This is a genomic window from Spirochaetota bacterium (genome assembly GCA_040756435.1).
In the GTDB taxonomy this organism is placed as follows: Bacteria; Spirochaetota; UBA4802; order UBA4802; family UB4802; genus UBA4802.
The window spans coordinates 1-25361 of the sequence record JBFLZD010000013.1 but is presented as its reverse complement, the minus strand read 5'-3'; the positions used below and the strand labels follow the sequence as shown (position 1 = coordinate 25361).

The window sequence follows — 25361 nt, the reverse complement described above, 5'->3', positions numbered from 1 at the left end:
AAAGTTTACGTTCATGAACCCTACCAGTATATGCGCTAACTTTTTGAAAATCTTCTATATGCCGAAAACCATGAGGAAGTGCGTTCACTACTTCACTATCACGTATGTCCAGAAGGTATTCATTCCAGGATTAATATCAGGATTAATATGCAGTACGAGTTAAAATCACTTTTTTCTATAAAAAAGGCAAAAATCGCTACTTGTTAAATCACTTAAAAGAACAAAGGCGGTTAATTTTTATATCATTTTTTCACTGACATATTTTTTCAAGGTGGTGAGATAGTTAGAAAGATACAAGAAAATGATGTTCCGTTCACGCTTCACCTATCACACCAATTATATATTATGAAATAATCATGCATATAAAAAAATAAGAAATGCATAATTGATCTTTTTAAAAAAATTGTTGACAAATTAAGCCTAATATCATAACATCAGACCATCATATTATCAGATTTATTAGTTAGTATGATGATATAAATGGTATAGGTGTTATTAGTATATGATTAAAATTGCTGAACTTCTACCACCTCGTCCTTCTTCGCTATGGAAGATGGTACAACAGTGTGGTGTTACGTATGTTGTAGGTGGTATGCAATTGTATGCAGGATGGGAAAGCATGCCTAAAGATTTTTGGCCATGGAGTTATAATTCTTTAGTGCATATCAAAACTACGTATGAAGATGCTGGATTTAAACTGGAAGTCATTGAATCCCGTCCACCAATGGAAAAAATAAAATTGGGATTACCGGGAAGGGATGAAGAAATTGAAAATGTAATTATGCTTATACAGAATATGGGCAAACTTGGTATTACTGTTTGGTGTTATGAGTGGATGCCTGTATTTGGATGGACCAGAACATCAACAACCACACCGGTGCGTGGTGGAGCACTGGCAACCTCATATGATCACTCATTTATGGAAAAAGCTCCACCAACTGAGTATGGAATAGTTACCGAAGAAACATTATGGAAAAATTTGGAGTATTTTTTGAAAGCAGTAGTGCCTGAGGCTGAAAAAGCTGGAGTAAAATTAGCCCTGCACCCTGACGATCCCCCTCTATCACCCATACGCGGTGTGTCACGCATTATGCGCTCTTGTGAAAATTTCCAGAAGCTATTGGATATTTATCCAAGCCCGGTTAATGGGATTGCGCTATGTCAGGGAAATTTTGCTCTAATGACGGATGATCTTCCAGCAATAATCAGAAGATTTGGGAAACAGCGAAAAATATTTTTTGTGCACTTTAGAAATGTACGGGGAACACCCTATAAGTTTACTGAAACTTTCCATGATGATGGCATGATTGATATGTATGAATGCATGAAGGCGTACTATGAAGTTGGATTTGATGGAGCCATGCGTCCTGATCATGTACCTACAATGGAGGGCGATAGTAATGATAATCCGGCCTATTCATCAATAGGCAGGCTTTTTGCATTAGGATATATGAAAGGGTTACTTGAAGCAGTTGAAAAAAGTGAAAAAAATACACGGTGATTTGCATATGGATACTATACAACCTATTAAACGCAATAAACTTACTCGCTCAATAGTCGATGTACTTCTGGCTAATATTAAAAATGCCACTATACCGCCAGGAAGCAAATTGCCACCTGAACGTGAATTGATGCAGAAATTAGGCGTGGGGCGGTCAACCTTACGCGAGGCCATACAATCGTTAGCCCTAATGGGGATTTTAGAGGTAAAACCAGGTGAAGGAACATTTGTAAGAACTATCGCCAAAGAAGATATCATTGGGCCTCATATTTTTGTTCCACTCATTGATGCTGAAAGCATGGCCAATTTTTTTGAAGCGCGCCTTTTGATTGAGCCGCATATTGCAGAATTGGCAGCAAAAAGAAGAAATGCCCAGGATATTGCGTCAATTGAAGAAACGCTGTTAAAGACAAAGCAGAGTATAGAAAGAAATGAAGATGTGGATCACTGTGCAGGTCAATTCCATTTACAGATTGCAAAGGCCTCACAGAACATTGTGTGCGTTCGCTTTCTTGAAGCTATTCTTTCATTTTTGGTGGGAAGGCGCGAAAATGCTGAACATAACAAAGACTTTTTGCAATGGGAGTATGAATCGCATGAAAAAATCTTTAAGGCAATAAAACAGGGGGATGAATCGAAAGCGTATAAAACTATGGAACAACATATACAGGTTGTTTTACAGTGGTATAAAAAATTAGATGTTATATGATAGTTGTAGGGAGGTTTGCCGTGTATGGGAACATAGTATGCACTGCAATGTTTGTGTTACTTTCTTTTAGCTATGCGATAGCAACCACGCTTACTGTCACCATATATCCAACCCCGTTAGTATATACGCATAAAGGGTTATATTGCCAGAGAATAATGATACAGGCTGATCAGGAATTTGAAGGCCAGATCATAGCATCAATTGATGGCGTTGTTACAAAAAAGAATGTTACAAACAAAGTTAAAGAATCAACTATCGATTGTTACAGAAAAACTATTACACAACCTTCCCGTTTAGATGTTACCATAAAAAACAAAAACACAATTATAATCAAAAAAACGCTGACTATTCCACCAGTAAAGATGTGGAAAATCTATTGTGTTCCATTTACCCATGTTGATATAGGATTTACGCAATCGCAAAAAAATGTGCGTGCACAAAATATTTCAAATTTACAGAAAGAGCTTTTGCTGCTTGAACAAACCAAACACTATCCAGCACGTGCGCGTTTCAAGCTTTTTACTGAGGTTAGCTGGCCTGTTATAGAATTTCTGAATAGTTCAGCAATATCTAAACAGGAAAAGTCAAAACTTGTAGCTGCCTTACAAAAAAAGGATTTTGAATTGGGGGCATTTGTTATATCTCACCAGAATAGATTCATGAGTCCGTATGCGCTTTTTGCATCATTGCATCATACCCTGCGCATTGCACAGCAATATTCAATAAATGTAAAAACCGCATGTATTCATGATGTTATGGATTTTTCAAAGATTACAAAGGTGTTACAGGCAAATAATATCCCCTATTGTTTGGTTGGACCTAACGATTCACGATATAGGGTTCCGCCACTATTTTATCTTGTGTCACCTGATGGTAGTGCAAAGGTGATGGTGTGGCATACTGCCTGTTTAAATGGGTATGGCGAAAATTTTGATTTGAATATGCGTCTGTCCTTACCTTTCAAAGATGAAGAATTTATCAGCATGGAGAATAGTATTGCATATCATTTAGCCCAACTTGAAAAGGGCTATCCTACAGAAGAAATACAGCGCTACTATGATTATAACCATAAACACTGGGAGTATCCCTATGATGCGTACTTGTTGCCGTATTATCCTGCAGAAGGTGGTGATAATCAGCCGCAAAACAAAGTCCCTTCAGAAATAGCTAAAACATGGAACACCAGATTTGTTAATCCGGAGATTATCATTGCAACCCCGCAAGAGTTCTTTGATTACATTGAGCAAAGGTATGCAAACAATATCCCAGTACTAAAAGGGGAAATGCCACCATTTTGGGGCGAGCAGATTTACCTGGATTTTATACAGGTAGATCCACAGCGTTTATCGATTAATTCACGGTATGATACTGCAATCTTCTCTTTAGGGAAAACGTATAGTGATGCAGTTTTAAATAATCACACGGATAATATAGAAACATACATAGCTAAAAATCTTGAAGGGTATATGGCAATTATACTCAACAATGATCATAATCCACGCCCTGTTCCATTTGGGAAAACCCATTACACAAAACAGGATGTTAACGACTGGATGAATACACGCAATCAGTGGGTATATACCCCAATGAATATAATCAAAGATTTTAAACTTTTGCAGGCAAATAAAGAAGACAAACAGTGGACAAAGATATCCTATGATGCAGAAAAACCAATCATTATAGAAAATCAATTTTACAGAATAGCTTTTGATACGGGCAAAGGATGTATCACCAGTATACATGATAAACAATTACAGAAGGAGTGGGTTAATAAAAATCATACGTACGGATTCAATCAGTATGTTATTGGCGTTCGTGGGGAAAATGCTGCCAGGCGCAATTACTTTGAAACAATTGCAGGCTTTAAAAAGGTAACTACCAGCCTGTTTACCAATGGGAATGATTATCGCATAGTTATAGAAGGGTCAGAGCATTCATACTATAAGGGAATGGAGCTACTATCAGAGTTTTTACACAACGCCTTTGAGGTAAAGTTACCACCGGTGCTGTTAAAAATAGCATATTTTTTCTATCAGCTTTTTACTCCATCGCTATCGGTTACTCAGGAAATTATCATCCCTGGAAGTGAAAAGCGTATTGATTTCATCCAGCGTTTTGCAGGTAGCGCACCGCAGATTGCCGAGCATTACTTTGCCTATCCTGTAAACTCACGGGAAATGTTGTATGATTCTGCTTGTACCGTGTTGCGTTGGGGAGGGGTGGATACTGGCGGCAATCTTATCCTTGCTGCAAAAAACATAGCCCCGTTTAGAAGCATAAACGATACGCTGTATCCGTTTCAGTGGATGCATGGATTGCCATCATCGGTATATTTTGACTCGTTTGTTTTACATAAAGAAGGTTTGCAGTATGCAGTTTTTGTGTCACAGGATAGTAAAGCGATAGTTCCTGTCAAAGATGATATGGCAGGATTTTATCACTGCTGCATTGGATGGACATTGTGGGGTAAATTGGGACTGGGGAGAGATTTGCCAGGTACTATCGCCTTTAAAAGCACTTTTACAAGTTTTACTGCACAGACACACAATGAAGCGATAGCAACTGCATACAGGTTTAGTTTTGATGAATCAGATTTTGTTCAACCACCATTTATACAAACAAACAATGCACATATAGCTATACTCTACAATCAGCCCATTTCGCAAAACAAGATAGTCATTGGCATGTATGAGATATTGGGAAAAAAACAAAAAGCTATATGCACCATTACTACAAAAAGAAAAATACAAAGAGCGTATTGTTCAGATGTTTCGGGCAAAAAAATCAAACCTGTGGCAATGAAAAATAATGCCATAGAAACAACTATGAATCCCTATGAGCTATTGTTTATAACATTAGAATTATTGTAAATGGAGGTAATATATGACACCAGTATATTCTTATGATGAAATAATAATGCTGTGTGAGCGTTTGGAAAAAACCTACACACCGGCAGTATGCGACACGCTTGATGAAATGGGATTTATGCATCAGGCACTGTGTGCAGGCTTTACACCAATTATGCCAAAAGCTGCTGTTGCAGGGCCTGCGTTTACCATGGAAGAAGCAAAAACGCGCAAAAGCACACGGTTAAAGGAGTATGATCCAGAATTTGTTGCAAAAGTACTGGAGGACCTATTTGGCACCATGCAAAAGGGACAGGTTGTGGCGGTTAATGCTAATGAATTTTATGGTGCAGGGGCATGGGGTGAGCTTATGTCAACAACCTGTAAATACTTTGGTGGTGTGAAGGGTGCTGTGGTGGATGGCCCCATTCGTGATATTAATCGGATACTTGAAATTGAATTTCCTGTATGGGCACGCGGCAACATCCCTACTGATTCAATAGGCAGGGTAGATTTGGTTGGTATGGGTGCACCTATATGGTGTGGGGGTGTGCGCGTAAATCCGGGTGATATCATCTTTGCCGACTGCGATGGTGTGGTGGTTATTCCCATTAAGGATGTAGATTTGAAAGAGGTAGTTGAAAAAGCTGAGGAGGTTGTTCAGGCCGAACGTCGTTCACGCCAGGAAATACGACAGGGGAAATCTTTGTTAGATGTATACCGTAAGTATGGGAAGCTGTAGAAAAAGGGTTATTGCTATGAAAACAGTCGTTGTTACAGGATGTTCAGGATATTTGGGACAGCATGTTGTAGATGCGTTGTTGCGTGAAAACTATGCTATCATTGGCATTGATATAAAAGAAGCACCAAAAGCGGGGGAACGTAACTTTAGGTTTATAAAAGGCGATATTGTTGATGCTGAATGTGTCATGAAGGCATGTAGCAAAGCAGATGCAATAGTTCACTGTGCGGCTGCACTTGCACAGTTTGTAAAAGATGAAGATAGAATGTATGCAATAAACGTAACAGGCACTAAAAATATCATTGAAGCATGTAAAAGGCATACAATACGGCAATTAGTATTTATCTCATCGGTTGAAGTTTATGGCATTGCTGTACCGGTTCCCTGTCCTGAGGACGTGCCGCTGCGTCCCGTGTGCCCGTATGGTGAACATAAAGTTGAAGGTGAGCGAATGTGTATTCAATTGGCTGAGAAAGGGCATGGTGTTGCTATTTTACGGCCACCAACAATTAATGGTCCTGGACAAAATGAACCTTTCCTGGTTGAGCAGATGAAGGCAGTAAAAGAAGGTAAACCGGTTATACTCCCCGGTGGAGGAAAAACACGATTGCAGATGGTAGATGTGCGGGATGTTGCTAAAGCCATTGTGCTTTCGCTACAGAAAATAACAAAAGGGCTGCTTGTTGCAAATATTGCAAGCGATAATGTCCCAACCATTCGCCAGATGGTAAAGGCATTGTTTGCCCATGCAGGAAAAAAGGAGAAGATCCTTTCAGTGCCTGCGCCAGTTGCACGTAGTATTGTACGCATTCTTTCGTTTTTTGGTGTATCACCACTTGAACCTCAGCACCTTGAGATAGCACTGCGCGATTATGTATTTGATAATACCAGGGCAAAGCAAGTATTGGGATGGTATCCCACTAAAAACGATATTGAAAGCGCCATTGATACGTATGAGTGGTTTGTAAAAACAATGGTCATGTCCGCCACAATCATTTGACGTTGCTTTAAAAATAATGGAATTGGCTATGAAACAGGCAATACCATTGCACAAAATAGTAACTCATAGATTTTCTATAGATGAAGCTGAAACTGCTTTAAAGCCCAAGCGATTATATGAAAGGATTTATCGTACCTTAAAATTGTGCCACAATGAGGTGTGTCTATGGAAATTAAATTCACATTAATTGGACAGGCAACGGTTGGTATACATATAGATGGAATAGTATTTATGACCGATCCCTGGTGGGGATCATTTGAATTCTTGCGAGCCGTTCCCTTACCTGTGGATCCAGAAAAAATTGAACCCATTCATTATATGCTGGTTTCACATAATCATATTGATCACTGGTGTGACAGAGCAATAAGATTAGCAAAGGAAAGAGATTGTGAGGTTATTGGATCAATCAATGCAGTCAAACGGGCACAAAAGAAAGGTGTGAAAAAAATTCATGCTCTGACCCCGGGAGAGCATAGTGATTGCCGTGGTGTCAGGGTAATTGCAGTGCCTGCATTTCATCCATTTGCAAAGGATGCAATAGGGTTTATATTGCAAAAAGGGGATATTACGCTGTATTTCTCGGGCGATACACGGTATAATGAGCTTTTACATAAGGCTCTGACCCCTTACAAAGTCTCTATCGCCATGATACAGGTAGCTTGCTCCACCTATCCACTGGTAGGCAAGGATGGTATGGATTTAGAGGCGGCATCACACTTTGTTGAAAAAGTGAAACCTGAAATAGTAATACCCATACATTATCATATAAAGGGGAAATATCTTTCTTTAGAACAGTTGCAAAACTGGAATATAAAAGCCAAAAAGATCATTTTGCCCCACGGCACTGAATATGTTTTGCATTTGTAACGATGTGGGTCAAATGATTTCATTTATCTTGAATTGGAGGAAAGTATGATAGAAAAGCCGCCTTCCGGTTTTAATCTTATAAAGGTCCTTGGTCCCGGGCTTGTGTGGTCGGCAAGTGCCATTGGGGTGTCAGAGCTTGTGTTTGCTACCCGCTCTGGCGCGCTGTTTGGGTATTTGCTTTTGTGGGCGCCAATTGTTTCGCTTATTATGAAATATGCCATCTTTGAACTGGTAGGGCGTTACACTATTGCAACCGGTGAAAATGTCTTAATTGCTTTTGCGCAGGTTGAGATAGATTGCAAACTTTTTAAATTAAAAACAGGTTGGGTTATTACTCTTTTCTGGATAGTATTTATTGCCAGTGTTTCGGGGATGGCAGGAATAGCATTATCAGTTGGAAGCTGTATGTATGGGCTGATGCCAGCAATTTCTATGGAAATAGCAACGGTATGTTCGATAGTAACTGTTGGAATCATACTCTATTTAGGAAGCTATCATACACTGGAAAAGATATCCAGAGTGCTGGTTTTTATTATGATAGTGTTTCTGGTGTATGCGTTGATAGAGACAGCACCGGATCCAGCTGCAATGGCATATGGCCTTATACCACGGGCTCCATTCCATACATTACGTGAACTTGTTCCACTTTTGGGGTGGACAGGTGCAGGAGCAATTGGCGTTGTGTGGTATTCGCTATGGATAGAAGGTAGTAAAAGAGGAAAGGCTGATAGATCAATAGATACCGATGAGGATAAAAACAGGATTAAAAAATGGATAAAAATTAATCAAATAGATTTGACCGTAAATACTATTATTACTGCGCTTTTAACAGTACTATTTCTGGTTGCAGGAGCGGTCATATTGTATCCCAAAGGAATAGTTCCTAAAGGAGAGCAATTGGGTTTGCAGATATCACACATTGCAGGGGAGAGCTTTGGCAAAGCAGGTGAGATAGTTTTCCTTGTTGGAATATTTGGGACACTGTTTAGCACATTGCTTGCAAATATTGATGGATTATGCCGGGTTGCTTCCAATTCAGTGTGGTACCAGCGCAAGAAAGATGGTGATGTGAAATTACGCTATTATCGATTATTTGTTTTTATTTATGTTATATTTACCGCACTGTTTGCGGTTGTTTTTCCTGCACCGGTAATCTTATTGCAGATTTCTGCAATCATTGATACAGTTTTTCTTCCACTTGTTATTGGTTTAGGAATATATATTTGCCATAGACATCTACCAAATATATACAGGCCTGGTAAAACATTAACCATAACTGCTATTATCTCAGCACTTTTTTTCACATTTTTTATTGGACTATTTATCTTTGCTGTGATAATGAAAGTTAATTTTTCAATGTAAACTATGGATAATACCATTTTATTCGATAATTCAAAATATTTTACCGGTTGGGGTGAGGTACTTTTGCGTTTATCACCACCTGATACTCAGCAATTAATGCATACAAATATATTTCATTCATATTTTGGTGGTGCTGAAGCTAACTGCGCAGTGTTACTATCGCAACTGGGTATAAAGACACAATTGATGACGGTATTGCCTGATAATGAATTAGGAAAAGCTGCATTGCGGTATTTCAGGGGTTTTGGCATTAATATGGATTATGTGATGTTTAAAAACGATTCACGATTGGGTCTGTACTTTTTTGAAAAAGGTGTTGGTTTGCGACCACCACGATTAATCTATGATAGAGCTCACAGTGCTTTTGCATCATTGCAAAAAGACTCTATTAACTGGGATCATGTGTTACATAGTTGCGGATGGTTCCATACTACGGGAATAACACTTTCACTATCGCACATTCTCTATGAAGAAACGGTAAAAGCCTGTTATGCGGTAAAACAAAATAATGGCATTGTATCATGTGATGTTAACTATCGTTCAACGTTATGGAAAGATATAAACCATGCTCAAGCAGTAATGCATGAGTTTGTCAAAAAAGTAGATGTATTGATTGGAAATGAAGACCATATCAAAAAACTTTTATTGAAGGAAAATATCACAAGCTATAATGATATCATCGACTATCTTTTTACACAGTATCCAAACCTAAAACTTATACTGATTACCCATAGATTTACCACAAACGCATCTGAAACTGATATAGGAGCTTTAGCATCATCACGACACACTGCTACAGAATTAAAAGTTAGAAAAGTGATGCATGTTGTTGACCGTGTGGGTGCAGGAGATGCGATGGCTGCAGCTTTCATATATTCTTTTATGAAAAGTAATTCCTTAGATTACTGTGTGGATTTTGCACTGGCAGCAGGAGCCTTAGCGCATACCATAGATGGAGATAGTTTTATTATTAACGAAACTGATATTGTCACAGTTTTAGAAAATAAAAGCTGGCAATTAATCAGATAATAGTGTAAATAACAGGATACATATCTTTATATTTTTTATTTTACAACATTAATTATTCCTAAATGTGGAAATTTGAACAAATTATAAAATAGTGTACACCCCCGCCGCCGAAGGCGGCGGGGGTGTACACTAGTATTCATTATGAAATTTTTTAAGGAATTATTAATGATTTTACAATATCTTTATAGTAGCTTTATAATTTCTTTATAATTATGAACTATGTATTATAAGGTATATTTGTTATTTGTGTAGTGTACATGTGAAAACAAGTTGTTTAGGGTAGATAGTTTTCATGAAAGACAAACCATAATAAGAGTATTACTGTATTTTATGCTAAAACAAACATTACAATCTGCACTTAATATTCACAACGTAAGCGACAGGATGGTAAAGTATATTTTTGCTGTTGTTGGCTTTCTTTCAGTTTCATTTTTATTTTTAATAATGATTTTTCTTTTTAAAGAAGGCTTACCGGTTTTCAAGGTTGTCAGTGTAAAAGACTTCCTTTTTGGAACAAGTTGGTATCCAACATCACAGCCGCCTAAATTTGGGACGCTGCCACTTATAGTAGCCTCTTTATCTGTTACGTTTATTGGAACAATTATTGCTGTACCATTCAGTTTGGGAATTGCAATTTATCTGTCCGAATTAGCCCCAGCGTTTGTGCGTGAAATTGTAAAACCGGCAATTGAGCTTATTGCATCCATCCCATCGGTTATTATTGGATTTTTTGGCATGGTAGTCGTTGCACCATTTTTACAAGACCACTTTGATATAGACACTGGCCTCAACCTTTTCAATGCATCAATCATGTTAGCTTTTATGGCAATACCAACCATTGCCAGCATATCCGAAGATGCATTGTCTTCGGTGCCGGTATCGCTGAAAGAAGCATCGTATGCACTGGGAGCAAACCGCTGGCAGACGATTGTCCACATTACCATGCCGGCAGCCCTTTCTGGTATATGGACGGCTATCATTTTAGGGGTTGCGCGCGTCCTTGGCGAAACCATGGTGGTGCTGATGGTTGCTGGTGGTGCAACAACATTTCCTACATCGCTGTTTGATCCTGTGAGGCCACTGACAGCCAACATTGCAGCCGAGATGGCCGAAGCATCATACCGCAGTGACCATTATTATGCACTATTTGCCATAGGCATCATTCTATTCCTACTGACCATGCTTTTTAATGTTATTGCTAACTATCTGTCAATGAAATATAAATTTAAGTATCATTAAAAGGAAACTATGGCATCATTACAGGTAAAAGCAAAAGCAATTGAAAAAACCTCTTTTATTATCATCACTGCATTGTCATATACCATCATTGCATTTTTATTGTTTGTGTTAGGATATATATTTTTACAGGGTTACCGCGCATTGAGCCTGGAATTTTTAACTGCATTTCCCAAAAACGAAATGCGTGAAGGGGGGATATTCCCTGCAATTCTTGGCACACTGTATCTTATGATTGGTTCATCGGTCATATCAGTGCCCATTGGGGTAATGACGGCAATCTATTTAACCGAGTATGTGGAAAATAGTAAGGTGCTGCAATTTATTCGTCTGGGTATCAATAATCTTGCTGGAGTCCCTTCGGTAGTGTTTGGACTTTTTGGCTTAAGTGTGTTTGTTATATTCTTGGATTTTGGTTCATCTATCATTGCAGGTTCACTTACATTAGGTATACTTAATCTCCCGCTGGTCATACGCTCAACCGAAGAAGCGCTTCTTACAGTCCCTACTTCGTATCGTGAAGCATCACTTTCACTTGGTGCAACAAAATGGCAAACCATTTATAAGATAGTTCTGCCTACTGCATTGCCGGGCATATTGACTGGTGTTATGCTATCACTGGGAAGAGCAGCAGGGGAAACAGCTCCAATAATGTTCACCTGTGCCACATTTTATACACCGCATATCCCTGATTCACTGTTTAGCGAGGTTATGGCACTTCCTTATCATATCTATGTGCTTGCAACAGCAGGCACTCATATTGAGGCAACGCGCCATATCCAATATGGTACGGCCATTGTGCTTATTGCACTGGTACTGGGATTGAATTTTGCCGGCATGGTTTTGCGGTATAAATACAGGAAAAAATTTAAACAATAAAAGTAGCTTAACGCACTCCTGACAAAGAAAATGATACAGAAAACGACATCAGCAAGCATCCACATTAATTTTTTTATAAATATATGTTGACATAAGGCACACATTGTCATAAATTCATTATTAATGAAAACTTTTAACTGGAATGAGGAAAAGAATAAACTTTTGAAAAATGAGCGTGGTATTTGTTTTGAGGATATAATACATTGTATACAAAATGGTAAATTATTATCAATCGTTGAACACAAAAATCCTGACAAATATCCAGATCAGAAAATATATGTTATTGAGTTTAATAGTTATGTTTATTTAGTCCCTTTTATTGAAACTGAAAAGGAAATTTTCCTTAAAACTATTATCCCAAGCAGAAAGGCAACAAAGCTTTATTTAGGAGGTAGAAGATGACCAAAAAATTGAACAAATATGAACAAGATATCCTTACATCATATGAAAAAGGTGAATGGAAGGAAGTCAGTGGCATTAAAAAAGAAAAAAAGAAACACATAAACTATGCAAAAGCTTCAATGAAAAAAGACAGGAGAATTAATATACGCATTTCACAGAATGACCTTGAATCTTTGCAAAAGATTGCTATGGAGGAAGGGATACCTTACCAAACAATGATATCCAGTGTCCTTCACAAATATGTGAATGGAAGATTGATAGAAGTTAAAAAGCGTAATTAATGATTACGCTGATGGTATAATAATTGTGAATGTTGAACCGCTGGATGATGATGTAGCTTCCACTGTCCATCCTAAAATAAGCGCTGCATGTTTTACAATGGATAATCCTAAACCGGTACCACCAGTCTCGCGTGAGCGGCTTTTGTCAACACGGTAAAAACGTTCAAAAATCCTTGGTATTTCATCGGGTGGGATGCCCACGCCAGTATCGGCAATACTTATTGACAGTAATTTTGATTCTTTATGTGCGGTGATAGTTATTGATCCACCTTGATTATTATAGTTAATGGCATTATCTATTAGATTGAAAAAAATTTCTTCAGCCAGGAATGCATTGCCAGTAATGCTTTGTGGCAATGACTGTATATCTATTACTATCGCCAGATTCTTTTTTTGAATTTTTGGTGATAGCAACTCTACACACTGTGTAATGATTTTTTTAAGGTCAATGGATTCATTGGTAATGAAAGATGAAGTCTCCAATTGGTTGAGTTTGAGCATGTCGTTGATAATTGCATTTTGGCGTTCAACATTTATGAGTGCATTTTCAATGAATTGCTCTGCTGTTTTTTGATCGCAAATGTTGTCTTTAATGGTTTCTAAGTATCCACGGATGATGCTGATTGGCGTTTTTAATTCATGCGATAAATTCCCCACAAGATCTGACTTGAGTTGCTGAATGCGCTTTTGCTCGGTTACATCGTGCATGAGTAGCAGGATACCTGTGGCGGGTTCAGCAAAGGGGTAGATAAAAATTTGAAAATATTTACCATCTATTGTTTCTTCAAACGATATTTTTTGCTTTTGTGAAAATGCTACATATATTTTGGCATTAAGCTCACTATGTCGGATAACAGTGAAGTAGTATTTATCTGTTAAACTTTCAGGATATTCAAAACAGTTTGCAAATGCTTTGTTATAAATAACAATTTTTTTATTTTCATCGATAAGCGCAATTGGGTCATGGATGTTTTCTATAATCATGAAGAGTTTATTTTTTTCATTGGTAAGTTCTATAATACGCTGCTGAATATTGTCGGCAAGCGTGTTCATTGCTCTTTGTAAGTAGCCCATTTCATCATCTTTATAATTGAGTATGCGCGCATGTAGGTTGCCGTTAAAAAATGTATTAATAAAGTGTAATGATTCTTTTATAGGTCGTGTGAAAGCAGTAGCAAAAATTGCTGTTACGGTAATGCTGATAATTAGGATGATGATTCCAGCAATGATGATATTTCTGGTAATTGACTCTATAAGTGCATTGATAGTAGACATTGATTTTGCAGTGCGAATATAGAAGTAATTATAATATGAAGCAACGTATAACATATCGGCACCAACTGTATTACTGAATCTACTTGCCATACCAGTACCTTTCTTTCTTGCTTCCAGTATCTCGGGGCGATACAGATGGTTTTCCATTGATTCAGGGTTGGCGTCGGTGTCAAAAAGTACGGTGCCATCATTGTTAATAATGGTTATGCGCAGGGAACTTTTATAGGATAGATTTTTTAAAGCGGTTACTATCTCATAAGAAAAAAATTGTTTGTTAATGGGTTTGTGAAATGACTGGCAGTAAGTATTAATGTAATCAATACTTTGCTGCAATTCAGTTTTTAAGAATACAGTAAATTCTTTGTGTATATGGCTACTACTGTAAATGAGAAGAAAAAAAATAAAGCATACCAGTGCTACAGAGTATACAACAATTAATTTTGTTTTAAGACTTTTAAACATTAACTTACCCTTTTAATCCATACCCAACGCCAGAATAGGTTTTAATTGCATCCTTGTAATGTCCTAATTTTTTTCTAAGATTCATAATATGCACATCAACGGTTCTGTCAATGACATAGACATTGTCGCCGCGGATGCTGTCGATGATGTTGTCACGGGAAAAAATTTTACCAGGATATTGCATAAAAAGTTTAAGGATAAGGAATTCAGTCTTTGTAAGGTCTATGGGGTTTTTGTCGATAGTTACTGAAAATTTTTCAGGATGCAGTACAATGCCTTTATAGGTTAAAACTTCTTTAGGCACTTCTTCCTTCCCCTGGACACGCCGCAGTATTGCTTTAACACGGGCAATGAGTTCATGAATACTGAATGGCTTTGTTAGGTAATCATCAGCCCCTAACTCAAGTCCCAGCACTTTGTCAAGTTCTGCTGATTTTGCTGAAAGAAATAAAATGGGTATATCTTTTAGTGTATTGGATGCCCTGATGTGTTTGCACAAATCCAATCCATCCATGCCACTCATCATAATATCAAGTATTAAAAGATCAGGTTTGGCGATAGTTAATTGTTTAAGGACCTCTTCAGCTGAAGCAAATGTACTAACATCATAGCCATTTTTTTGAAGATTGACTTTCAGTATTTCACGAATGTCCTTTTCGTCGTCAACTACATATATTTTTGGCATGTACTACTCCTGATGACGAATGTCTTCACCTTCTATGTAGTATATGGCTCGTTCAGCGATGTTCGTTGCATGATCGCCAATGCGTTCCAATGCTTTTGCTACCATGATAAGGCCAAATGCAGGTGAAATGGTTGCTGGATTTTCTACCATAAAGCTAAATAGCTCACGGTTTATCTGCATATTGAGCTCATCCACTTCTTTATCAGTTGCTATACACTGTTTTGCATAGTCTATGTTTTTTTCAGTAATTGCCTGAAATGCTAACTTTATCATCTTGATGCAAATTTCTGTCATGCGGGGAATATCGATAAGTGGTTTTAAAAGTGATTTTCCTTCAAGCCGTATTGTTTCTTTTGCAATGTTGGTTGCTAAATCACCAATACGCTCTAAGTCAGTGTTTGATTTTAAGATTGCCAGTATAAGCCTGAGATCACCTGCTGCTGGTTGTTTGGTTACTAAAATCCTGCCACATTCTTCATCAATAACTATCTCCAATTGGTCAAGTACTGAATCTTTTTGTATCACTTTTTCTGCTAACTTCACATCTATAGTTTTTAGTGACTGTACAGCATCAGCAACAGCTTCTATAGCAATGTCTGCCATCTCAAGTATTTTGCGCAGTAAGTCATTGAGTTCCTGTTCTAAATGGGTTGGCATTGTTATCTCCTTTCAGTGATTATCCAAATTTTCCCGTTATATAATTTTCAGTCATCTGTTTTTCTGGTTTTGTAAACATGATTTCGGTTTTATTGACTTCAATAAGTTTTCCCATGTAAAAGAAAGCGGTATAATCGCTCACGCGCGCTGCCTGCTGCATGTTGTGGGTTACAATAATAATGGTGTACTGCTTCTTCAAATCCTGAATAAGCTCTTCAATTTTTTGCGTTGATATGGGGTCAAGGGCTGAAGCTGGCTCATCCATTAAAATAATCTCGGGTTGCACTGCAATAGTTCGAGCAATGCACAGGCGCTGCTGCTGCCCACCTGACAGGCTCATGGCCGAAGTATGCAGCCTATCTTTAACTTCATCCCACAGTGCCGTGCGTTTCAGAGAGTCTTCCACGATACGCTCAATGGTATATCTATCTTTTATACCATTTATTTTTAAACCATACGCTATATTGTCAAAAATTGATTTTGGAAATGGGTTTGATTTTTGAAAAACCATACCAACGCGTCTACGAAGTTGTGTGACATCGTATTTAGTATGGTATATGGATTCGCCATCTATGGTTAACTGGCCTTCAATTTTTGTATAGGGTATAATGTCATTCATTCTGTTGATGCAGCGAAGAAATGTTGATTTACCACATCCAGAAGGGCCAATCAATGCCATAACTGTGTTTGCCTGTACGGTTAAATTGATATCGAATAATGCCTGATTATTCCCATAGAAAAAAGAAAGATTCTGGGCTTTAACTTTTACTGTGCTTTCGGACATATATCACCGTTATTTGTTTACCTGTTTGGTTATTTCCATTATTGCTTGTAATTATCAAACCACTGAAATGTTAAGGATTTATAATGCTATTGTAAAGAAAATGTAAAGTTTTAGTACTATAGCAGTGCTTTTTGCCCCACAGGACTCATTGCTGTTTATGATGAAAAGAATAATTCAGTTCAAATCAAATAGAAAATTAATCTAATCTTTATAAAAATTTTATAATAACGGTGTACGTAGTATGGTGTAAAAATGCATATAGCGTTTTAACCAAAAGTTACTAAAATTATAACAGGAGGCCATAATGAAGGTCAAGAGTTTTTTAATTTTCATGGTACTAGCGATAGTAAGCTCATTATCAATTGGTTTTTCACAAACAAAAGGGGGAAAGGTAGTCATTAAAGGCTCAACTACCGTATTACCCATTGCCCAGAAAGCACTGGAAGCTTTCTATGAAAAAACAAAGATTGTGATAAGTCTTTCAGGTACAGGTTCTGGTGATGGTATAAAGTCGCTTATAGATGGTAGCTGTGATATAGCAAATTCTTCACGGGAAATGAAGAAGGAAGAATGGGATATGGCAAAATCCAAAGGTGAAAAGATTAAAGAAGTTGCTATTGCGTATGATATGATAGTTCCTATTGTTCATCAATCAAATCCTGTAAAAAATTTGTCAATGGCTCAGCTTAAAGCCATCTATGAAGGCGCTATAACTAACTGGAGCCAGGTGGGTGGCAACAATGAAAGGATAGTTGTAATATCCCGTGATTCAAGTTCAGGAACGTTTGAAGTGTGGGAATCAAAGGTTATGAAGAAATCTGAAGTGCGCAAGGATGCGTTATTGCAGGCTTCCAATGGTGCAATTATATCCGTTGTATCAAAGAATAAACGTGCAATTGGATATGTTGGATACGGATACTTAGATGACAAAGTAAAAGCACTTACTGTAAATGGAGTAGAACCAACTATACCTAACGGGAAATCGGGTGCGTACCCAATAGCACGAAAGTTGTACATGTATGTCAATGAGGTAAAAATAAAACCTGAAGCGCAGGCATTTATTGATTTTATCCTTTCAAAAGAAGGACAACAGATTGTAAAAGCAGCAGGTTTTATACCACTAACTGATTGATGTGAAGATAACACTCATTGAATGGGCCGTCTCAAAAGAAAGCATGGGGCGGCATTTTTTATTTTTTAAGTCATATAATAATGTCACCCTCGCTGGGGGTTTGGCTATTATTATTCCAACAAATATTTATTACACAGCAGAGGTAACTTGATTTTTGCAAAAAAGTGTTGAACATATTGATAATGATGAGTTAAAATTAATTATATTATATTTTTAAGGAGGTTTTAAGGATGAAAATACAAAGCTACATAACGCTATGCATACTATTTATTGTAACAGTATTTATTGTATCGTGTTCAAAAGAAGCTAAGGAAAAAGTAGTGGTTAAAGGTTCAACCACCGTGTTACCCGTTACTCAAAAAGCTGCCGAAGCATTTTATGAAAAGAATAAAATTGTGATAACCCTTTCAGGCACTGGCTCTGGTGATGGCATAAAGTCGCTCATTGATGGTAGCTGTGATATTGCAAACTCTTCACGCGAAATGCATGCAGAAGAGTTAGCGCTTGCAAAGCGTAAGGGTGAAATCATCAAAGAAGTTGCTATTGCATTTGATATGATAGTGCCTATTGTGCATCCTTCAAATCCGGTGTCCAACCTTACCTTGCATCAGCTTAAAGCAATTTATGAAGGGTCGGTAAAAAACTGGAAGGATGTTGGTGGCAATGATGAAACCATTGTGGTTATATCCCGTGATTCAAGCTCTGGAACCTTTGAGGTGTGGGAATCCAAAGTAATGAAACATGCTGACGTGCGTAAAGATGCATTGCTGCAGGCTTCAAATGGGGCAATTTTGCAGACGGTTTCACAAAATCCAAAGGCAATTGGATATGTGGGATATGGCTACCTTAATGATAGAGTCAAGCCGCTATATGTGAATAATGTAGAGCCAACCATAGAAAATGGGAAAAGCGGAAAATACCCCATAGCACGCAAACTCTATATGTATGTCAATGAAGTCAAAATAAAGCCTGCCGCTCAAGAATTTATAGACTTTATGCTTTCTTTAGAAGGACAGGCGATAGTTAAAGAGGCAGGTTTTATTCCTATTAAATAACTATATCCGTTTGCTGGCACTTTCTTTTGTATGGGCAACAAAAGGAGGTGCCAGAGAGAAACGTATACATCATCTGTTTAACTTTTTGATAACCTTGTTTTTCTAAAACGAATGCTGCCATTCCAAATCTATAACCAAAAATGCCAATACCATCAAATAAAAAAATCCTTGCAATTATCAATATACCATAACACTGTTATTTGAGTAACTGTAATACGATGAGGCTACTATGAAACGTTTGTGTACAATTCAAGCAGGGAAACGGGCCTACCGTATCATTAAAGACGAAGGCCTGAAAAAAGAAAGAATTCAGTGTGTACTTGGTGCTGCTGGTGGTCCCAAGTGGCTTATTCTATATGGGCTTGATAAACTTGTATATTCACATTTTTTGCAAAAAAGAAAAACGCCTGTTCATTTAATTGGCTCATCCATTGCAACATGGCGCTTTGCAGCACTTGCGCAAAAGGATGGACTAAAAGCACTGGATACATTTAAAGAGCGCTACATGGCCCAGAAGTATTCGCTCAATCCTGATAGGGAAGAGATAACTGCCGAAACAATTGCCATTATGGAAACCTACCTGTCCGATAGCAGAGTAATAGAAATCATACAACATCCTACCATACGCCTGTGCATCATAACGGCGCGATCAAAACATCTGCTTATAAGTGAACATAAGCTTCCACTCATGACAGGGCTTGCAACAGCTGCGCTTTCCAATGCTATTAATAGAAAGCTTTTAGCATTACATTTTGACCGCTATGTGTTTTATGATAGCAGAGCATTCCCGTCATTCATACAATGGAATAATTTCAGCACGCAGTATATTCCACTTGATACGTCAAATGTAAAAAAGGCCATCATGGCTTCAGGTGCCATTCCGCTGGTTATGAAAGGGGTGCCATATTTCCATAACGGCACTGTTACAATACTCCGTGATGGTGGGCTTGTGGATTATCAGATGGACCTGCCACTTGCGCTTAATGGCGGTATTGCGCTGTATCCACATTATTCTGAGTGTGTGGTGCCCGGGTGGTTTGACAAGGCACTTACATACCGAAAGCCGCAACACAGCCTTAATGATGTGTGCATCATTTCACCTTCAAAAGAAGCCATTGATTTGCTGCCATATAAAAAGATCCCTGACCGACATGATTTTTATACATTTGCAGGCAATGACGCTGAAAGGCTATCATTCTGGGAAAAAGCAATTGAGGTGGGACAAGCGATGGCCGATGAATTTGCAGAATTGGTGGAAAGCGGGAAAATTAAAGACAGGGTGGGGTTGTTATAAGGCGATAGTTACCGCGGGTGCACGCCCAAAAAAATAAATATGTTGATTAAAAAAATACATAACACTGTAATTTTTTCTTTACAAATCAGTATGTGTATGATATACTCAAATTTGTTACTATAATTTGAATAGGGGTGGGATATGATTCTTTTAAATCCAAAAAAGTACAATGTCACATTTCCCGACAAAGAGTCGGAAGACATTATGAAAAAAACCATACAGTTTTTTGAAAACAAAGGATTAAAAAAGGTTCTGGATGATGATCACAACTGTGTGTGGTACGATGATTTCTTGCAGTTTCAGAAGGAAAATCAGATTTTTGCTAAACTCTTTACACCAAAAGGGTATGGCGATAAGGACAGCCACTGGAATACCTGGCGCATTGTCAACTTTGCTGAAATTTTAGGATTTTACGGGCTTGCATACTGGTATACATTCCAGGTTTCGCAATTGGGTCTTGGGCCAATATGGATTGGCAAAAATGAGGAAGTTAAACAGAAGGCAGCCAAACTTTTGAAAGAGGGTGCAATCTTTGCATTTGGCCTGTCCGAAAAGGAACATGGCGCTGACATCTATTCAAGCGATATGATGCTGTACCCCAATGGTGATGGCACCTACCGCGCAAATGGCGACAAGTACTACATTGGCAATGCCAACAAAGCTGCGCTGGTGTCAACATTTGGTAAAATTGCTGATACTGGTGACTATGTGTTCTTTGTGGTGGATTCACAGCATCCAAAATTTGAATGTATTAAAAACGTTATTCACAGTCAGTCATATGTTGCTGAGTATGCGCTGCATGATTATCCAATCACCGAAGCCGATATCCTTGATAAAGGCAGAGATGCATGGGATGCATCGCTTAATACTATTAATATCTGTAAATTCAATTTAGGTTGGGGTTCAATTGGCATTGCAACACATTGTTTTTATGAAGCGTTGAATCACGCTGCACACCGTAACCTGTACGGCAAGTACGTTACCGAATTTCCGCACATCAAGCAGTTCTTTGTTGATGCATACACACGGCTTGTTGCAATGAAATTATTTGCTCTGCGTGCAACTGACTATATGCGAAGCGCCAATGAAAATGACAAGCGGTATTTGCTGTATAATCCAATGGTTAAGATGAAAGTCACCACACAGGGTGAAGAGGTTATCAACTTACTGTGGGATATCATAGCTGCAAAAGGTTTTGAAAAGGATACCTACTTCCATATGGCTGCTCGTGATATCAGGGCATTGCCAAAATTAGAGGGAACAGTTCATGTTAACATGGCGCTGATTATCAAGTTCATGTTCAATTACTTCTTTAATCCAAAAGAATTCCCTGAAGTACCGCAGAGATTAGATGCTACCAACGACGATTTCCTCTTCAATCAGGGTCCAACAAAAGGATTGGGCAAGATTCAGTTCCACGATTACAACATTGCGTATAACAGCGTGAACCTGCCCAACGTTGAGATCTTCAAAAAGCAGATCAACGCATTCAAGGATTTCATGATGGGTGCAACACCTGACCAGAAACAGGCTGAGGACATTGACTTTTTATTGTCAATTGGTGAGCTCTTTACACTGGTGGCATATGGTCAGCTTATTTTAGAAAATAAGAAGATCTACAATGTTGAAGATGATATGATTGATCAGGTTTTTGATTTCATGATCAGGGATTTTTCAAAGTTTGCATTACAGATTTATTCCAAGACAAGCAGCACTGCCAAGCAGCAGGAGCTTTGCTTAAAGATGATTCAGAAGCCTGTGGTTGACCATGACAGGTATAACCGAGTACTTGAAAAATATGTGTATTCACTGGTTGATGCATATCAAATGAATGAGTAATGATACTAACGGGGGTGCGATAGTTATGTGATATCTGCATCCCCGTTTTTATATCCAATTGCCTCTAAATCAGCCAAATCCTGATATCTACCTGTTGCTTTTTTGTTTTTAATAAACTGTTGTTTTCCTATAAAGAATACTTTTACATCACCATAATTCCCTGTAACTGCATTATTATAGACTTCATCCCAGCTAACACCAGTAAGAGAGGTGATTAAATCAATTCTTAACGGTGGATATCCTAATTGTATTACCGTATCAGGTTCCATAAGATCTTCTTTTGTTATAGTAAGTGATGAAAAGCCAAAATCTTGTAATACTTTCACTACTTTTTCTGCATTATTCACATCGCAACCAATTAATATATCTAAATCACCTGTATATCTGGGAAGTCCATGAAATGCCAGAGCATATGCTCCCACTATAACATATTTAACGTTATGTGCGTTTAATAATTCTAATAATTCTCTGTAATCTTGATGTATTTCCATACATTTGCCTGCGTAGTATTTCAACAGCACTGATGCGTTCTTCTGGGGTTTTGGTAATCCACCAATTATAATTGTCGGTGGGCTTGCAATCTTTTATATGTTTCTTTATGATATGTGGTTGTATTGAGTGATTCATATAGAGCACAATGTTTTATACTTCATTCCAGCAGGAAAGAATATATGTAATAGTTATATGTATAGTAAAAACAAAATTGCAGCATGTCAATAATAATTTGGTTAGTTTTTATGTATATGCCAGTATTGAAAAAATTGCATTACTTCTAAAGTGGTAATAGAGTTTGTCAGCGTTATTATACCAGATATTATAAAAATCTGTCAGCAGAGACAATACGGATGTCAGAGTGAGTGATGATATCAATACATGGTTTTTTCACAACCTGATAACAGTATGGGATAGCTATTCTTTCTTTATACTAGAGCAGGTTATTTGATACTGATGTATCTGATAATTTAGTTTCAACAGTTATCCATGGTTTCGTGTTAACAGTAAGCAAAAAGTCCACTTCTTTTTTATTAACATTTCTTAGATACCATAATTCGTATTTATATCCATCACTATCATACAGAAAGTGAATAAATTTTAAAAGATGGGTTAATATGATGTCAAAAAATTTTGCCAGGAGGAAAAATTATTAGAGTATTTTTTTGCCTCGTAGGCAAAAATGTTAGATATGACAGGTAAATTTGCACTTGACACGATACCACCATTGTAACACTTATCATTACAATTATTGAAAAAAGGAAACAAACCATGAGAATGTCGCGCTATCTTATCCCAACACTTAAAGAAGATCCCGCTGATGCGGTCATCACCAGCCATAAGCTTATGATACGTGCAGGACTTATCCGCAAAGAATCAGCTGGTATGTATATTTATTTGCCATTGGGTTTGCGAGTGTTGCAAAAGATAATTAATATTATTCGCGAAGAGATGAACAAAGCCGGGGCGCTTGAGTTTTTAATGCCCGAGCTTACCAATGCTGATTTGTGGAAGGAATCGGGACGCTGGCACACTATGGGCCCTGAGATGATACGCATTAAAGACCGCAATGGATTAGAATATGCACTGGCACCAACGCATGAAGAAGCATTCACCAATGCCATACGCATGATAGTAACCTCATACAGGGATTTGCCAATAAATGCATACCAGATAAATACAAAATTCCGTGATGAAATTCGTCCACGCTTTGGAGTTATGCGCAGTAAAGAGTTCATCATGAAGGATGCATATTCGTTTGACATTGATGAAGCGGGACTGGAGCGTTCATACCAGACAATGCGCCAAACATATCGCAATATCTTTAAACGGTGTGGTTTGGAGACAATTCCGGTAGAGGCTGATACTGGATCAATGGGGGGCAGTGATTCTGAAGAATTTATGGTTGCATCAGAGGTTGGTGAAGAGGTATTGCTGCTATGCGATGCATGCGGCTATAAGTCCAATCAGGAGCGAGCCGCCTATCAATATGAACTATCGCCCCAGAACGAAAATCCGGAAACACTGAGCATTGTGGATACTCCCAATGTGCGCACCATTGATGAGCTTGTGCAATTTTTTGGATGCAGTGCTCATAAATTTTTAAAGAGCCTGATTTACGTTGCTGATGGAAATCCTGTTATGGCAGTGGTGCCTGGTGATCGTGATATAAATGAAGTAAAATTAAAAAATGCACTGGGTGCAGTTGAAGTGGCTTTGGCACCTGACACAGTGGTGGAAGAGGTGACAGGGGCACCAGTTGGTTTTGCAGGGCCTATCCTTCGTGAAGGAAAAACGTTACGTATTATATGTGATACACAGGTAAAACATATTGTTAACGGCATTACAGGAGCCAATGAAAAAGACAAACACTACAAAGGGGTAAACCCCGGCAGAGATTTTATTATCAAAGAGGAAGCTGATATTACGCTTGTTGTAGCATGTGATAGATGTCCTCATTGTGGTTATCCACTCAAAGAAAAGAAAGGTATTGAGGTGGGGCATATTTTCAAGTTGGGCTATAAATATACAAAGTCAATGAATGTTACCGTGCTTGACCAAAATGGGAAGGCAATCACACCAATAATGGGCTGTTACGGGATTGGTGTAAACCGTACCATGGCCGCAGTTATTGAACAACATCACGATGAGCATGGTATAATTTGGCCAATGAGTGTTGCGCCGTTTCATGTGCATTGTGTGAGTTTAGCAAAGAATGAAACTGAAGAGGCTATGGCTGATGAGGTGTATTCGATGTTACTCAAAGCTAAAATAGATGTGCTGTATGACGACCGCAAAGCCAGCCCGGGATTTAAATTTGGTGATGCTGATTTGATTGGTATTCCCATCCGCATAACGTTAGGTAAGGCATTTTTTGGCGATAGTTCCTCTATAGAAGTCAAACTGCGAAATCAGGATGAAAAGATAATCATTGCCAAAGATTCTATCGTTACCTATTGCCAGAATCTGATTGCCGATGGATTGCGGGCATTAGAATCGTAGATATATGAGTAAAGTGTGATATACTTACTAGTATGGGAGAATTGATCATTATAAGCATACTGGTTATACTGGCGTTGCTGTATGGTATACAGTATATTGCAGCTCTATTTAAAAAACCGCAAGGATGTAACTGCGAGCAATGCCCCGTTACAAACTGCATTGAAAGAAAAGGGGGTGTCCCAAAAGGCAGCTCTGTATGATGATGATTGTCCATAGCGTCATTGCCAGAAGTGCTAGCGACGAAGCAATCTTTCCGATTGTAGCAATGAGATTGCTTCGCTACGCTCGCAATGACACATCGGCCAATCCCGTCATTGCGAGGAGCGTTAG

Annotated in this window: 23 protein-coding genes; 18 read left to right on the top strand and 5 right to left on the bottom strand. The window is 38.2% G+C overall.

Annotation, left to right across the window (positions count from 1 at the left end):
- The first annotated feature begins 502 nt into the window (after positions 1 to 502).
- The 12 genes from AB1444_05510 to AB1444_05455 all read left to right on the top strand — a co-directional run bounded on the left by AB1444_05510 (position 503) and on the right by AB1444_05455 (position 12854).
- Complete coding sequence (locus tag AB1444_05510) at positions 503 to 1501, top strand: mannonate dehydratase (GenBank protein ID MEW6526110.1); 999 nt, start codon at positions 503 to 505, stop codon at positions 1499 to 1501.
- Positions 1482 to 2210 carry a FadR/GntR family transcriptional regulator gene (locus AB1444_05505; GenBank protein MEW6526109.1) on the top strand — a complete coding sequence of 243 codons (729 nt, stop codon included), beginning with the start codon at positions 1482 to 1484 and terminating at the stop codon, positions 2208 to 2210. The genes AB1444_05510 and AB1444_05505 overlap by 20 nt, the downstream gene beginning before the upstream one ends.
- A gap of 20 nt (positions 2211 to 2230) precedes the next feature.
- Positions 2231 to 5080, top strand: a complete 2850-nt coding sequence (locus AB1444_05500) for a hypothetical protein (GenBank protein ID MEW6526108.1) — start codon at positions 2231 to 2233, stop codon at positions 5078 to 5080.
- Between the two features lie 13 nt (positions 5081 to 5093).
- Positions 5094 to 5798 carry an RraA family protein gene (locus tag AB1444_05495; GenBank protein MEW6526107.1) on the top strand — a complete coding sequence of 235 codons (705 nt, stop codon included), beginning with the start codon at positions 5094 to 5096 and terminating at the stop codon, positions 5796 to 5798.
- 16 nt (positions 5799 to 5814) lie between these two features.
- The gene (locus AB1444_05490; protein MEW6526106.1) at positions 5815 to 6798 is read left to right on the top strand and encodes an NAD(P)-dependent oxidoreductase; all 984 of its coding nucleotides are present in this window, start codon (positions 5815 to 5817) and stop codon (positions 6796 to 6798) included.
- Positions 6799 to 6963: 165 nt separating this feature from the next.
- Positions 6964 to 7665, top strand: a complete 702-nt coding sequence (locus AB1444_05485) for an MBL fold metallo-hydrolase (protein ID MEW6526105.1) — start codon at positions 6964 to 6966, stop codon at positions 7663 to 7665.
- A gap of 45 nt (positions 7666 to 7710) precedes the next feature.
- Positions 7711 to 9027, top strand: coding sequence for an Nramp family divalent metal transporter (locus tag AB1444_05480; protein MEW6526104.1), 1317 nt, complete (start codon positions 7711 to 7713; stop codon positions 9025 to 9027).
- Between the two features lie 3 nt (positions 9028 to 9030).
- On the top strand, positions 9031 to 10056 hold the full coding sequence (locus AB1444_05475) for a sugar kinase (GenBank protein MEW6526103.1): 1026 nt from the start codon (positions 9031 to 9033) through the stop codon (positions 10054 to 10056).
- 330 nt (positions 10057 to 10386) lie between these two features.
- Positions 10387 to 11295, top strand: coding sequence for a phosphate ABC transporter permease subunit PstC (gene pstC, locus AB1444_05470; protein MEW6526102.1), 909 nt, complete (start codon positions 10387 to 10389; stop codon positions 11293 to 11295).
- Between the two features lie 9 nt (positions 11296 to 11304).
- Positions 11305 to 12171 (top strand): phosphate ABC transporter permease PstA, encoded by an 867-nt coding sequence (gene pstA, locus AB1444_05465; GenBank protein ID MEW6526101.1) that lies wholly within the window; start codon positions 11305 to 11307, stop codon positions 12169 to 12171.
- Positions 12172 to 12294: 123 nt separating this feature from the next.
- Complete coding sequence (locus AB1444_05460) at positions 12295 to 12573, top strand: toxin (GenBank protein MEW6526100.1); 279 nt, start codon at positions 12295 to 12297, stop codon at positions 12571 to 12573.
- The gene (locus AB1444_05455; GenBank protein MEW6526099.1) at positions 12570 to 12854 is read left to right on the top strand and encodes a hypothetical protein; all 285 of its coding nucleotides are present in this window, start codon (positions 12570 to 12572) and stop codon (positions 12852 to 12854) included. The genes AB1444_05460 and AB1444_05455 overlap by 4 nt, the downstream gene beginning before the upstream one ends.
- A 3-nt stretch (positions 12855 to 12857) precedes the next feature.
- Here the strand turns inward: AB1444_05455 and AB1444_05450 are convergent, their stop codons facing one another.
- The 4 genes from AB1444_05450 to pstB are packed head-to-tail and all read right to left on the bottom strand — an operon-like array spanning position 12858 to position 16717.
- Positions 12858 to 14591 carry an ATP-binding protein gene (locus tag AB1444_05450; protein ID MEW6526098.1) on the bottom strand — a complete coding sequence of 578 codons (1734 nt, stop codon included), beginning with the start codon at positions 14589 to 14591 and terminating at the stop codon, positions 12858 to 12860.
- 4 nt (positions 14592 to 14595) lie between these two features.
- Complete coding sequence (locus tag AB1444_05445) at positions 14596 to 15276, bottom strand: response regulator transcription factor (GenBank protein MEW6526097.1); 681 nt, start codon at positions 15274 to 15276, stop codon at positions 14596 to 14598.
- Between the two features lie 3 nt (positions 15277 to 15279).
- Entirely contained in the window at positions 15280 to 15933 is a 654-nt protein-coding gene (phoU, locus tag AB1444_05440; protein MEW6526096.1) for a phosphate signaling complex protein PhoU, read from the bottom strand.
- A gap of 19 nt (positions 15934 to 15952) precedes the next feature.
- Positions 15953 to 16717 carry a phosphate ABC transporter ATP-binding protein PstB gene (pstB, locus tag AB1444_05435; GenBank protein ID MEW6526095.1) on the bottom strand — a complete coding sequence of 255 codons (765 nt, stop codon included), beginning with the start codon at positions 16715 to 16717 and terminating at the stop codon, positions 15953 to 15955.
- 304 nt (positions 16718 to 17021) lie between these two features.
- Between pstB and AB1444_05430 the strand changes: the two genes are divergently transcribed.
- The 4 genes from AB1444_05430 to AB1444_05415 all read left to right on the top strand — a co-directional run bounded on the left by AB1444_05430 (position 17022) and on the right by AB1444_05415 (position 22037).
- Entirely contained in the window at positions 17022 to 17849 is an 828-nt protein-coding gene (locus AB1444_05430; GenBank protein ID MEW6526094.1) for a phosphate ABC transporter substrate-binding protein, read from the top strand.
- Between the two features lie 230 nt (positions 17850 to 18079).
- Entirely contained in the window at positions 18080 to 18904 is an 825-nt protein-coding gene (locus tag AB1444_05425) for a phosphate ABC transporter substrate-binding protein (GenBank protein MEW6526093.1), read from the top strand.
- Between the two features lie 229 nt (positions 18905 to 19133).
- The gene (locus AB1444_05420; protein ID MEW6526092.1) at positions 19134 to 20198 is read left to right on the top strand and encodes a hypothetical protein; all 1065 of its coding nucleotides are present in this window, start codon (positions 19134 to 19136) and stop codon (positions 20196 to 20198) included.
- A 141-nt stretch (positions 20199 to 20339) separates the two neighbouring features.
- A complete protein-coding gene (locus AB1444_05415; protein MEW6526091.1) occupies positions 20340 to 22037 on the top strand; it encodes an acyl-CoA dehydrogenase in 1698 nt (565 codons plus the stop codon).
- A gap of 23 nt (positions 22038 to 22060) precedes the next feature.
- Here AB1444_05415 and AB1444_05410 read toward each other — a convergent pair whose 3' ends face one another.
- On the bottom strand, positions 22061 to 22528 hold the full coding sequence (locus AB1444_05410) for a hypothetical protein (protein ID MEW6526090.1): 468 nt from the start codon (positions 22526 to 22528) through the stop codon (positions 22061 to 22063).
- 772 nt (positions 22529 to 23300) lie between these two features.
- Here AB1444_05410 and AB1444_05405 point away from each other — a divergent pair.
- Both AB1444_05405 and AB1444_05400 read left to right on the top strand, forming a co-directional pair.
- Entirely contained in the window at positions 23301 to 25031 is a 1731-nt protein-coding gene (locus tag AB1444_05405; protein ID MEW6526089.1) for a proline--tRNA ligase, read from the top strand.
- 81 nt (positions 25032 to 25112) lie between these two features.
- Positions 25113 to 25247: a hypothetical protein gene (locus AB1444_05400; GenBank protein ID MEW6526088.1), complete on the top strand. Its 135-nt coding sequence runs from the start codon at positions 25113 to 25115 to the stop codon at positions 25245 to 25247.
- The last annotated feature ends 114 nt before the right edge of the window (positions 25248 to 25361 follow it).